The organism is Pseudomonas sp. B21-021 (assembly GCF_024749205.1).
Taxonomy (GTDB): domain Bacteria; phylum Pseudomonadota; class Gammaproteobacteria; order Pseudomonadales; family Pseudomonadaceae; genus Aquipseudomonas; species Aquipseudomonas paraglycinae.
In genome coordinates, this window is the sequence record NZ_CP087192.1 from 3,733,853 (window position 1) to 3,746,399 (window position 12,547).

9 protein-coding genes are annotated in these 12,547 nt (G+C 61.8%); 2 read left to right on the forward strand and 7 right to left on the reverse strand.

Features of this window, described 5'->3' with window-relative positions:
- Nucleotides 1–137 precede the first annotated feature (137 nt).
- The 5 genes from LOY31_RS16545 to LOY31_RS16565 all read right to left on the reverse strand — a co-directional run bounded on the left by LOY31_RS16545 (nt 138) and on the right by LOY31_RS16565 (nt 5,897).
- The gene (locus LOY31_RS16545; RefSeq protein WP_221535533.1) at nt 138–1,313 is read right to left on the reverse strand and encodes a lactonase family protein; all 1,176 of its coding nucleotides are present in this window, start codon (nt 1,311–1,313) and stop codon (nt 138–140) included.
- The gene (locus tag LOY31_RS16550) at nt 1,310–1,618 is read right to left on the reverse strand and encodes a DUF5629 family protein (RefSeq protein ID WP_085605117.1); all 309 of its coding nucleotides are present in this window, start codon (nt 1,616–1,618) and stop codon (nt 1,310–1,312) included. Before LOY31_RS16550 ends, LOY31_RS16545 begins: the two co-directional genes overlap by 4 nt.
- A gap of 229 nt (nt 1,619–1,847) precedes the next feature.
- Nucleotides 1,848–3,428: an aldehyde dehydrogenase (NADP(+)) gene (locus LOY31_RS16555; RefSeq protein ID WP_221535532.1), complete on the reverse strand. Its 1,581-nt coding sequence runs from the start codon at nt 3,426–3,428 to the stop codon at nt 1,848–1,850.
- 9 nt (nt 3,429–3,437) lie between these two features.
- Nucleotides 3,438–4,430, reverse strand: coding sequence for an AraD1 family protein (gene araD1 / locus LOY31_RS16560; RefSeq protein WP_085603078.1), 993 nt, complete (start codon nt 4,428–4,430; stop codon nt 3,438–3,440).
- Between the two features lie 144 nt (nt 4,431–4,574).
- Nucleotides 4,575–5,897 (reverse strand): MFS transporter, encoded by a 1,323-nt coding sequence (locus LOY31_RS16565; protein ID WP_221535531.1) that lies wholly within the window; start codon nt 5,895–5,897, stop codon nt 4,575–4,577.
- Between the two features lie 193 nt (nt 5,898–6,090).
- On the opposite strand from LOY31_RS16565, the gene LOY31_RS16570 reads away from it, so the two are divergent.
- A complete protein-coding gene (locus LOY31_RS16570) occupies nt 6,091–7,827 on the forward strand; it encodes an IlvD/Edd family dehydratase (RefSeq protein ID WP_258711873.1) in 1,737 nt (578 codons plus the stop codon).
- 222 nt (nt 7,828–8,049) lie between these two features.
- On the forward strand, nt 8,050–8,769 hold the full coding sequence (locus LOY31_RS16575; RefSeq protein WP_007957415.1) for a FadR/GntR family transcriptional regulator: 720 nt from the start codon (nt 8,050–8,052) through the stop codon (nt 8,767–8,769).
- A gap of 84 nt (nt 8,770–8,853) precedes the next feature.
- Here LOY31_RS16575 and LOY31_RS16580 read toward each other — a convergent pair whose 3' ends face one another.
- Nucleotides 8,854–11,238, reverse strand: coding sequence for an RND family transporter (locus tag LOY31_RS16580; protein ID WP_007957414.1), 2,385 nt, complete (start codon nt 11,236–11,238; stop codon nt 8,854–8,856).
- Between the two features lie 28 nt (nt 11,239–11,266).
- The gene (locus tag LOY31_RS16585) at nt 11,267–12,295 is read right to left on the reverse strand and encodes a YCF48-related protein (RefSeq protein WP_221535529.1); all 1,029 of its coding nucleotides are present in this window, start codon (nt 12,293–12,295) and stop codon (nt 11,267–11,269) included.
- Nucleotides 12,296–12,547 lie beyond the last annotated feature (252 nt).

Consider the following 12,547-nt stretch of genomic DNA (forward strand, 5'->3'; position numbering starts at 1 on the left):
AGTTGGCTTGCTTGCCCGGTTGGGCCGTGAAGCAAACTTAACGCTCGAGGGTTGATCGCTTGAAATGCTTTGCAACATTACCTGTTATCAGCAGGATTAATACAAAGCTTCAGGCCCCGCAGACCGGGGCCTGCGGCTTATTGACGCACGAGAAACTTGAGGTCGCTCGGGGCGTCCATCGGCAGTTTTTGCACGGTTTTGCCCAGCAGACCGGTCTTGCCGTCGCGCTCGACCACGACAATCTGGTTGCTCTTCTGGTTGGCGATCAGCAGGAATTTGCCGCTCGGATCGAGGCTGAACTCACGCGGGTGATCGCCTTCCACCGAACGTCGTTGCAGTTCCTTGAGCTGGCCGCTGGCCGGGTCGATTGCGAACACCAGCAACTGATTGGCGGTGCCACGGTTGCTGACGTAGAGGAATTTGCCGTCGGCAGACGCGTGCAGCGCGGCGGCAGCCTTGTCCGACGTCGGCTGGCCGGCAGCCAGATCGACCATTTGCGTCTGGGTCAGGACGCCGTCCTTGTAGTCGAATACTGCGACCTGAGCGCTCATTTCCATGGTCAGCCAGGCGTGTTTGCCGTCAGCGCTGAACAGCAGATGACGCGGGCCGCTGCCGGCTGGCAGTTGCACCGACGCGGTTTTCGCCGGGGTCAGCGGCAGATCCGGGTTGGCTTTCGGGTCGAATTGGTAGATGAAGACCTTGTCGGCGCCCAGATCATTGGAGAACACGTAACGACCGTCCGGCGAGGACACCGTCGAGTGCACGTGGTTCGAGGCCTGACGCTCGGGATTGACCCGGCTCGCCGGGTGCGCGCTCATCTGCACCACCGGTTTGAGCTTGCCGTCGCTGCCCACCGGCAACACCGCGAGGGTGCCACCCGGATCTTCAACCACCGAGTAGTTGCTGACGAACAGATGGCTGGCGTCGCCGCTGAGGCTCGAATGGGTCGGCTCGTTGCCCAGGCTCTGGACCTGATTGATCAGGGTCAGGACGTGGGTCTTCGGATCGATAGAATAACTGCTGACGCGGCCGACCGGATCTGTCTGGCCAGGACCGTTTTCATTGACCACGAACACCCGGTGCTGATCCTTGGACAGGGTCAGCCACGACGGGTTTTCGCTCTTGATCACTTGCAGCGGCTTGGCGTCGATCTGGCCGGTGGCGCTGTCGAAGTTCATCCGGTAGATGCCTTCGCTGGTGCCGGCGGTGTAGGAGCCGACCAGCAACTGGAAGCTTTCGGCCGAGGCACTGGAAAGCCCCATCGCGCCGACGCTGCCGGCCATCAGCAATGGCCAGAATTTACGCATGTTCATTCGGTTTCATCCTCGTCGTCGGCGCTGCTCAGTACATCGCCAAGGCAGACCAGACGGTGTTCGCCAACGGTTTTGGTGTCGCTGGAAAAACCGACGATCAGCCAGCTCTGCAGATCTTCATCAAACGTCGCCGCTGCCACCTGAGCCGGGGTGAACTCCCAATGCTTGGCTGCCCGGCCATCGATGCATTCGATGTGCAGGTTGTCGTCTTCGTCGAGGGCGAATTCGAAAGCGTGCAGGCCGTCGATTTCGACCATACCGCAGTGTTCGAGGGCGTTGAGAAGGGTGTCGGTTACGGCAGTCATGGCAATCATGTCTTTCAGGGGGAAAGGGCCAATGATAGCTCAAAGCAGGCGCTGAGCTCCCGCCCTGATCGCTCCAACGCTCCAGCTCTTGATCGTTCCCACGCTCTGCGTGGGAATGCAGCCCGGGACGCTCCGCGTCCCTTCCAGAGCTGGAACGCGGAGCGTCCCTCGAGGCATTCCCACGCGGACGGTTCGACGCCTCGACGTGGGAACGATCATGTGGCGTGAGTTAGAGGGCGTCGCGCGATGGCTTGCAGTCGACCAGCCGCTGAATACGCAACGGGTTGGCGTTTTTCAGCGGTTCCGGCAGCAGGCTGTCGGGGTAGTTCTGGAAGCACACCGGGCGCAGGAAGCGATCGATCGCCAACGTACCCACCGAGGTGCCGCGGGCATCGGACGTCGCCGGATACGGCCCGCCGTGAACCATCGAATCACAGACTTCGACACCGGTCGGATAACCATTGAGCAGGATCCGCCCGACCTTCTGTTCCAGCAAAGGCGTCAGTTCCGGGAAGCGTTCGAAATCCGCCTGCTCGCCGATGATTGTCGCCGTCAGTTGTCCATGCAGGCCCTGCAACGCCGCGCTCAGCTGCGCCTTGTCGGCCACTTCGACGATCACCGTGGTCGGGCCGAACACTTCTTCCTGCAGCACTTCATCGCCATCGATCAGCAGGCTGACTTCCGCCTTGAACAACTGCGGCTGCGCCTGATTGCCCTGTTGCGGATTGCCCGCCAGATGCTCGATGCCGGCGTGCGCCAGGAGTTTTTCCAGGCCCTTGCCGTAGCTGCCCAGCGTGCCGGCATTGAGCATGGTTTGCGCCGGTTGATCACCGATCAGCGCCGCGACTTGCTCAACGAATGCCGTGAATTGTGGCGAGCGGATGCCGATCACCAAGCCCGGATTGGTACAGAACTGACCGCAGCCCTGCACCACCGACGCGGTCAGATCGCGGGCGACAGTTTCCGAACGCACGGCCAGGGCCTGAGGCAGCACGATCACCGGATTGATGCTCGACATCTCGGCGAACACCGGGATCGGCTGCGGACGGGCGGCGGCCATGTCGCACAGCGCCCGTCCGCCCCGCAGCGAACCGGTGAAACCTACCGCCTGAATGGCCGGATGTTTGACCAGCCATTCGCCGACACCGCCGCCGTAGATCATGTTGAACACGCCAGCGGGCATGGCGGTTTTTTCTGCTGCACGGATCAGTGCATCGGCGACCAGCTCAGCGGTGGCCATATGACCGCTGTGGGCCTTGAACACCACCGGGCAACCGGCCGCCAGCGCCGATGCGGTATCGCCGCCGGCGGTGGAGAATGCCAGCGGAAAATTGCTCGCACCGAACACCGCCACTGGGCCGAGGCCGATGCGGTACTGGCGCAGATCCGGACGTGGCAGCGGTTGACGATCCGGCAACGGCAGGTCGATGCGCGCACCGTAGAAATCACCGCGCCGCAGGACTTTGGCGAACAAGCGCATCTGGCCGCTGGTGCGCCCTCTTTCACCTTGAATCCGCCCGGCCGGCAGTGCGGTTTCGCGGCAGACTACGGCGACGAAATCATCGCCCAGTGCGTCCAGCTCATCGGCAATCGCATCGAGAAACTGCGCGCGGCGTTCGGCGCTGAGGCTGCGATACGCCGGATACGCCGCCGCAGCGGCCTTGGCGGCGGCGTCCACTTCCGCTTCCGTGGCCTGAATGAAGTCGTGAGGCAGTGCCTCGCCCGTGGTGGCGTCGACGCTTTGCAGCTTGACGTCGCCCGCCGCACTGCGACGACCGCCGATGTAGTTGTGACCGAGAATCTGAGTCATGGGATCTCCTTAAAGGGTGCCGATGCTGTCCGGTTCGAATGCCGCTGCGACCGGAGCGATGCCGTTGACCAGCGGTGCGCCGAATTCGGCCTGGCTGATCTCGAACACGTCGCCGGGCTGAGTGCGGATGCCATCGGCGAACGACAGGGTCGCGGTGCCGAAAAAGTGAATGTGCACGTCACCGGGGCGCAGGAACTGGCTGTACTTGAAATGGTGGTATTCGAGGTTCGCGAGGCTGTGGCACATGTTGGCCTCGCCGCTGAGGAACTCGTTCTGCCAAAGCACTTCGCCGTCGCGCAGGATGCGGCTCGTACCGGCCAAGTGTTGCGGCAATTCACCGACGCGCAGCTCCGGGCCGTAGCTGCAACTGCGCAGTTTCGAGTGGGCGAGGTACAGGTAGTTCTTGCGCTCCATGACGTGATCGGAGAACTCGTTGCCCACCGCGAAACCGAGGCGATACGGCTTGCCGTCGTGGCCGATGATGTAGAGGCCGGCCATTTCCGGTTCCTCGCCGGCGTCTTCGGCAAACGGCGGCAGCGGGAACGGCTGACCGGGACGCACGACAATGCTGCCGTCGCCTTTGTAGAACCACTCCGGCTGCACGCCCGCCTGCCCCGCCGCCGGTTTGCCGCCCTCCACGCCCCACTTGAAGATACGCATGGTGTCGGTCATCGCCGCTTCATCGCCGGCCTGCTGGTGCATCTTGTCCCGGGCCGAGGCGCTGCCGAGGTGCGTGAGGCCGGTGCCGCTGACCAACAGGTGCGCCGGGTCCGGGTGATCCAGTGGCGGCAGGATGCGCAGGTTGGCCAGCAATTCGGCGTAATCGTGACTGATGCCCAGGCCCAGGGTTTGCACTTGCTGCGCGAGGGTGCTGCCGGCCTCGATCGCGGCCAGGGCCAGATCGCGAACCGTGCGCGCATCCTGCACTTCACGCACCAGACCGTCCTCGACCACCCCGACACGGCGCTCGCCGCTACTCAATTCGAATTGAACCAGATGCATGTTTTTCTCCTATTACCTCAAAAACACCGCTGATCCCTGTGGGAGCGAGCTTGCTCGCGAAGGCGGTGCATCAGTCACCACAAATGTTGAATGTGCCGACCACTTCGCGAGCAAGCTCGCTCCCACAGGGTCGGTGATAGTCATTCAGGTACGGGTAGCACCGCGTGCGCTGGCGGCGAATTGGTTAACCGGCAGTACATGCTTGCGCTCGAGCAAGCGATAGACGACGCCCGTCAGAATCAGCCCGAACACCATCACCCCGGACAGGAAGTACAGGCCCGAAGCGAGGTTGCCGGTGTATTCCTTCAAGGCGCCGATCACGAACGGGCCGATGTAGCCACCGAGGTTGCCCACCGAGTTGATCAAGGCAATCCCGGCCGCCGCGCTGGCGCCGGCAAAGAACCGCCCCGGCAGCGTCCAGAACACCGCCGTGCAGGAAAACAGCGCGAACGCCACCAGACACAACGCCGCCAGTTGCGCCACCGGCAACGACAACCAGGCACTGAGGAACAGGCCGATCGCGCCCAGCACATAGAGCACCGCCAGATGGCCGTAGCGATCATTCAGACGGTCGGAACTGCGCGGAATGATCAGCAGGCCGATGATCCCGAAGATGTACGGCACCGATGACACGAAACCGGTCACCAGATCGCTGCCGCCGAACTGTTTGATCAGGGTCGGCAGCCACAGGCCCAGGCCATAAATGCTCAGGGTCACCGGCAGGTAGAACAGCGCCAGCAGCAACACGCGTTTGTCCTTCAGCGCATGCAGCGGATTGCCGTGACGGGTCTGGCCGTATTCCTGCAGGTCCTTTTTCAGCTCGCCGGTCAGCCAGTCCTTCTCGGCCTGGTCCATCCATTTCACTTGCTGCGGGCCGTCCGGCAACCAGCGCAATACCGGCCAGGTCAGCAGGATCGCCGGGGTGCCGATGACGATGAACAGCCACTGCCAGCCATGCAGGCCGAGGATGCCGTCCATGCCCAGCAGGCCGCCGGACACGGGGCCGGTGATCATCATCGCGATGGGTTGGGAAAGGATGAACAGCCCGAGGATCTTGCCGCGATGGCGCACCGGGAACCATTGGGTGATGTAGTACAGAACGCCGGGAAAGAACCCCGCCTCCGCCGCGCCGAGCAGAAAGCGCATCACGTAGAAACTGTGCGGGCCCTGGACGAAGGCCATGCCGATGGTGATCGCGCCCCAGGTGATCATGATCCGCGCGAACCAGCGCCGCGCGCCGAAGCGTTCGAGCATCAGGTTGCTGGGGATTTCAAACAGAAAGTAGCCGATGAAAAACAGCCCGGCGCCGAGGCCGTAGGCGGCATCGCCGATACCGATGTCGGCGCCCATGTGCAGCTTGGCGAAGCCGACGGCGGAGCGATCCACATAGGCGATCAGGTACAGCAGGATCAGGAAGGGAATCAGTTTCAGCGTGATGCGCCGGACAAGCCGCAGTTCCTGGCTCATGAGATCGGTCTCCGATTGTTGTTTTTATGGAACCTCGGGGGACGCCTCTCGCGGAAAATCGCCAGGGCCATCCCTCCGTCGAAATCGACTATATAGTAATACTAATTACGCAACAACACTTCCAAACCGTCGATTTTGCGCTTATGTTTAGCCGAGGCTCGCAAACAATAGTCTTACAATAAGAGAATCGATCATGTCTGATAAGAAACCCACCCTGCGCTCCGCCCAATGGTTTGGCACGGCCGACAAGAACGGCTTCATGTACCGCAGCTGGATGAAGAATCAGGGCATCGCCGACCATCAGTTCCACGGCAAGCCGATCATCGGCATCTGCAACACCTGGTCGGAACTGACCCCGTGCAACGCGCACTTCCGCCAGATCGCGGAGCACGTCAAACGCGGGGTGATCGAGGCTGGTGGTTTTCCGGTGGAATTTCCGGTGTTCTCCAACGGTGAATCGAACCTGCGCCCGACCGCCATGCTCACCCGCAACCTGGCGAGCATGGACGTCGAGGAAGCGATTCGCGGCAACCCGATTGACGGCGTGGTGCTGCTGACCGGTTGCGACAAGACCACCCCGGCCCTGCTGATGGGCGCGGCCAGCTGCGACGTGCCGGCGATCGTCGTCACTGGCGGGCCGATGCTCAACGGCAAGCACAAGGGCAAGGACATTGGTTCCGGCACGGTGGTCTGGCAGCTCAGCGAGCAGGTCAAGGCCGGCACCATCACGATTGACGATTTCCTCGCGGCCGAGGGCGGCATGTCCCGCTCGGCCGGTACCTGCAACACAATGGGCACCGCGTCGACCATGGCCTGCATGGCCGAAGCACTGGGCACTTCCCTGCCGCACAACGCGGCGATTCCGGCAGTGGATGCGCGGCGTTATGTGTTGGCGCACATGTCCGGCATGCGCGCGGTAGAGATGGTGCGTGAAGACTTGAAGCTGTCGAAGATCTTGACCAAGGAAGCCTTCGAAAACGCGATCCGGGTCAACGCGGCCATTGGCGGTTCGACCAACGCGGTAATCCACCTCAAAGCCATCGCCGGACGCATCGGCGTCGAGCTGGATCTGGACGACTGGACGCGCATCGGTCGCGGCATGCCGACCATCGTCGACCTGCAACCGTCCGGGCGTTTCCTGATGGAGGAGTTCTACTACGCGGGCGGTTTGCCGGCCGTGCTGCGACGTCTCGGCGAGGCCAATCTGATTCCGAATCCGAACGCGTTGACCGTCAACGGCAAATCCATTGGCGAGAACACCAAGGACGCGCCGATCTACGGTGAAGACGAAGTGATCCGCACCCTCGACAATCCGATCCGCGCCGACGGCGGCATCTGCGTGTTGCGCGGTAACCTGGCGCCACTGGGCGCGGTGCTCAAGCCGTCAGCCGCCACCCCGGAACTGATGCAGCACCGTGGCCGCGCGGTCGTGTTCGAGAACTTCGACATGTACAAGGCGCGAATCAACGACCCGGAACTGGACGTCGATGAGAACTCGATTCTGGTGATGAAGAACTGCGGGCCGAAGGGTTATCCGGGCATGGCCGAAGTCGGCAACATGGGGCTGCCGGCCAAACTGCTGGCGCAGGGCGTGACCGACATGGTGCGTATTTCCGACGCGCGCATGAGCGGCACCGCTTACGGCACCGTTGTCTTGCACGTCGCCCCGGAAGCAGCGGCCGGCGGGCCTTTGGCGGCGGTGAAGGAAGGTGACTGGATCGAGCTGGACTGCGCCAGCGGGCGTTTGCATCTGGACATTCCGGACGCTGAATTGGCGGCGCGCATGGCGGATCTGCAACCGCCACAGCAACTGCTGGTGGGTGGGTATCGTCAGCTGTATATCGACCATGTGCTGCAGGCGGATCAAGGTTGCGATTTCGACTTCCTCGTCGGTTGCCGAGGGGCTGAAGTTCCCCGCCATTCCCACTAACACCGCCTTCCCCTGCCCTGATCGTTCCCACGCTCTGCGTGGGAATGCAGCCTGGGACGCTCTGCGTCCCATTCGAGAACTGGAACGCAGAGCGTCCCTTCAGGCATTCCCACGCAGACGGTTCGACGCCTCGACGTGGGAACGATCATTGCCTCGCTCCAGATTACGCCGTGCCTGCTATGATGCGCGGCATCTCCATCGCTCAGGATCGCGCCACTCCCCATGGATTACCGCAAACCTTCCGACCGTAAAAGCATGCACTCGCGCATCGTCCAGGAACTGGGCATGCAGATTGTTTCCGGACGCTTTCTGCCCTGCGACAAGCTGCCCGCCGAAGCCTTGCTCTGCGAGGAATATGCGGTCAGCCGGCCGGTGTTGCGCGAAGCCACCCGAGTACTGGTCGCCAAGGGCCTGGTGTATTCGAAACCGCGCGTCGGCACCGTGGTCAAGCCACGCCGCGAATGGCACATGCTCGACCCGGACGTGCTGCACTGGCTGATGCAAAGCAGCCCGCAGAACGAGTTCTTCAACGTCCTGACCAGCGTGCGCAGCATCATAGAACCGGCCGCCGCCGCCCTCGCCGCCCAGCACGCCACCGATGCTGATATCGCGTCGATTGCAGAGGCTTACCAGCGCATGGAAGCGGCGCCGACGCCGGAAGCCTTGCTGCAACCGGATCTGGACTTTCACAGCCGAATTGCCGACGCGACTCACAACGATTTGCTGGCGAACCTGTGCAACATGCTGTCGGTGGCGATTGCCGAGGCGCTGAAGCATTCGAACCAGCGGCCGAATCTGCATGAACTGGCGTTGCCTCGGCACAAGGCGATTTTGACCGCGATCGAGAATCGGGATGCGTTGGGGGCGCGGCATGCGACGTTGGTGCAGCTGGATGATGCGCGGAGTGCGCTTAGCGTCGTGCTAGGCACCGAACTTTCTTAAGCCTTGAGACCGCTTGCCCTCACCGCAGACATAAAAAAGCCGCAACCCTTAAAGGTTGCGGCTTTTTCATTTCAGCCAACCGGCTCAGTGAGCAAACAACGAATTCCCCTTCTGCCCCGCCAGTTTCTCCGGCTTGATCAGGAACTTCGCCAGTGCCGGCAGCAGCCACAGCGCACCGAACATGTTCCACAGCAGCATGAAGGTCAGCATCAGGCCCATGTCGGCCTGGAACTTGATCGCCGAGAAGATCCAGGTGCACACGCCGATGGCCAGGCACAGACCGGTGAACAGCACTGCTTTACCGGTGGATTTCAGGGTCTGGTAATAGGCTTCCTGCAACGGCAGGCCGGCACGCAGGAAACTTTCCAGACGGCTGTAGATGTAGATGCCGTAGTCCACGCCGATCCCCACGCCCAGCGCCACCACCGGCAACGTCGCAACCTTCACGCCGATACCCATGAACGCCATCAGCGCGTTGCCCAGCACCGAGGTCAACACCAGCGGCAGCACGATGCACAAGGTCGCCGCCCACGAGCGGAAGGTGATCATGCACATGACCGCCACGCAGATGTACACCAGGATCAGAATGGTCAGCTCGGACTTCTTGATCACTTCGTTGGTGGCCGCCTCGATCCCGGCGTTACCGGCCGCGAGGATGAATTCCAGGCCTTCCTTGTTGTTTTCCTTGGCGAAGTCCTGCACCGCATGCACCGCGCGATCCAGGGTTTCGGCCTTGTGGTCGTTGAGGAACACCAGCACCGGTGCCAGCGAGCAACTGTTGTTGTACAGGCCGTCGGCCCGGGCGATGGAGTTGTTCAGCACGTCCGGGTTGCGTGACAGGGTTTCCCATTTCAGGTTGCCCTCGTTCATGCCCTTGATCATCTGCTTGGACACGGTCACCAGCGAGATTGCCGACTGCACGCCCTCGGTGTTCTGCATCTTCCACATCAGCTCGTCGATCGGCGCCATGGCTTCATAGCGCGAGCAACCTTCGGACTTGGTCTTGACCATCACCACCAGCACGTCGGAACTGGTCGAGTAGTTGCTGATGATGAAGTTGTTGTCCTTGTTGTAGCGCGAGTCCGGACGCAGTTCCGGCGCGCCCTGGTCGAGGTCGCCGATCTTCAGGTTCTGGCTGTACCAGAGACCGCCACCGAAAGCGACCAGCGCCAAGGCGATGGAAATCGGGGCGACTTTCGGGTTGGCGAAGTTCGACAGCAGGCGCCAGAACGGATGCTCGCGGTGCGCGTCCTTCTTGCTCTTGGCGATGGCGCGCTTGCTGATGCCGACATAGGAAATCGCCACCGGCAGCAGAATCAGGTTGGTGAACACGATCACCGCCACACCGATGGAAGCGCCGATGGCCAGTTCGCGGATCACGCCGATGTCGATGATCAGCAGCGTGATGAAGCCGACGGCGTCCGCCAGAATCGCGATCATCCCCGGCAGGAACAGCTGACGGAATGTCCGCCGTGCAGCCGTCAACGCGTTGTCTGCCTCACCGGATTGCAGGGCGATACCGTTGATTTTCTGCACGCCGTGGGAAATGCCGATGGCGAAAATCAGGAACGGCACCAGCATCGAATACGGATCGAGGCCGAACCCGAAAAAGTGCATCAACCCCAGTTGCCAGACCACCGCCACCAGCGTGGTGCTCAACACCGCCACGGTGCTGCGCAGGCAGTTGGTGAACCACAGCAGCAGGATCAGGGTGATGACGAAAGCGATGCCGAAGAACATGACCACCATCACCAGGCCGTCGATCAGGTCACCGACCTTCTTGGCGAAGCCGACGATGTGGATCTTGACGTTGGGGTTCTGCGCTTCGAACTTGTTGCGGATCTTGTCTTCGAGCTCATGGGAGAACTGGCGATAATCCAGCGCCAACAGCTTGCCCTGATCCTGCGGGTCCGGGTAGGACTCCAGCAGCGGGATGTCGACGATGCTCGACTTGAAGTCGTTGGCCACCAGACGCCCGACCTGACCGGACTTGAGCACGTTGTTGCGCAGCAGATCGAGGCTGTCCTGGGAACCGTTGTAGCTCTGCGGGATCACTTCGCCGCCGGCAAAACCTTCCTCGGTCACTTCGGTCCAGCGCACGCTCGGGCTCCACAGCGACTTGAGGCCGGAACGGTCGACGCCGGAGATGTAGAACACCTCGTCGTTGATCTGACGCAGGGTCTCCATGTACTCCTTGGAGAAAATGTCGCCATCCTTCGCTTCCACCGAAATGCGCACGGTGTTGCCCAGGTTCGCCAGATCGTTACGGTGCTCCATCATCTTTTCAATGAACGGATGCTTGAGCGGGATCATCTTTTCGAAACTGGTGGACGGGCGGATCAGCGTGGCCTGCCAGAACAGGAAAATGCTGACCAGCAGGCAGATCACGATCACTGCCGGGCGGTTGTTGAAGATCAGGCGCTCGAGAAACGTCGCCTTGTCCTGATGATGAGTGCTCAAGGAAGTCATAGCCCCGCCTTCTTATTATTGATTCGGCTCATTTGCCCAGCTCGGCGCCGTTCGCAGTAGTCACGCGAACGCCACCCTGTCCGCTCAGGATCAGATTGCCGTTGCCGGCGGCGGTGACCGACGACAGCGAGATGCGATCCGGACGGTTGAACACGCTGAAGGTTTCGCCGTTGTCGCTGCTGCTGACCACTGAGCCGCCGTTGCCGACGATGACGATGGAGCCGTCTTCGAGCAGCGTGGCGCCGGACAGGCCGAACTCCAGCGAACCGCGCGCAGCTTTCAGTTCGACCTGCTCCCAGCTGCTGCCGAAATCGGTGGAGCGGTAAAGGTTGCCGCGCAGACCGTAAGCCAGCAGGGTTTGCGGTTGCGCCGTGCCGATCACGCCGAACAGCGAGCCTTCGTACGGGCCTTCGAGTTTTTCCCAGGTCTGGCCCCAGTCGGCGGAGCGGAACATGCTGCCCGACTCGCCGACGATGAACAGGCCGGCGTCTTTTACCGAAGCGATGGCGTTGAGGTGGAACTGGTCTTCGTTGTCGAGGCGATCGCTGACGTCTTCCCAGTTTTTGCCGCCGTCGGTGGTTTCCAGCAGCGCGCCGTAGGCACCCACGGCCAGACCACTGTTGACGTCCTTGAACCAGACGTCGAGCAACGGCGATTCGCGCTTGAGGTCTTCGAACTGTTTGGTCCAGGTCAGGCCGCCGTCTTCGCTGGCGAGGATCTGCGCGTCGTGGCCGACGGCCCAGCCGTGCTTGTCATCGACGAAATACACGGCGGTCAGCAACTGGCGGCTCGGCACTTTGGCCTGGGTCCAGGTCTTGCCCTGGTCGTCGGAATAGAGAATGTGCCCGCGATCCCCGACCGCCACCAGCCGGGTTCCGGCGTGAACGACATCGAGCATCAGGCTTTTCGAGGCCTTGGCCGATTCGGTGGAATAGACCACATCGGCAGGCGCTTCGGCGGCGAGAACCGGCGCCGACAATGTGGCAAAGCCCAGCAGAGAGAGTGCTGTGGCCAGCAACGCGGTGTTGCGTAACGCCGGCGGGCGGCAACGACTCATAGACCTTCCCCTGTTTATTATTGTTGGTCATGGACCTTAAAGGGCGCCGCAAGGGTGCTCACGGTGACTGCCTGGTCACAAGCATAGTCCTGAAACCCGCCATCCAGAGCCCCTTCGGAAGCTGGCTCATCCTATCGGGCATTCGAAACGTCTGACAATCGGCGCAACGTTATCTTTTGTTAACCGAAAGGGACTACAGCGGCGGCTGAATACGCGGGCATTCGTCCGACTGATGGCAGGGATTCTTGCGAG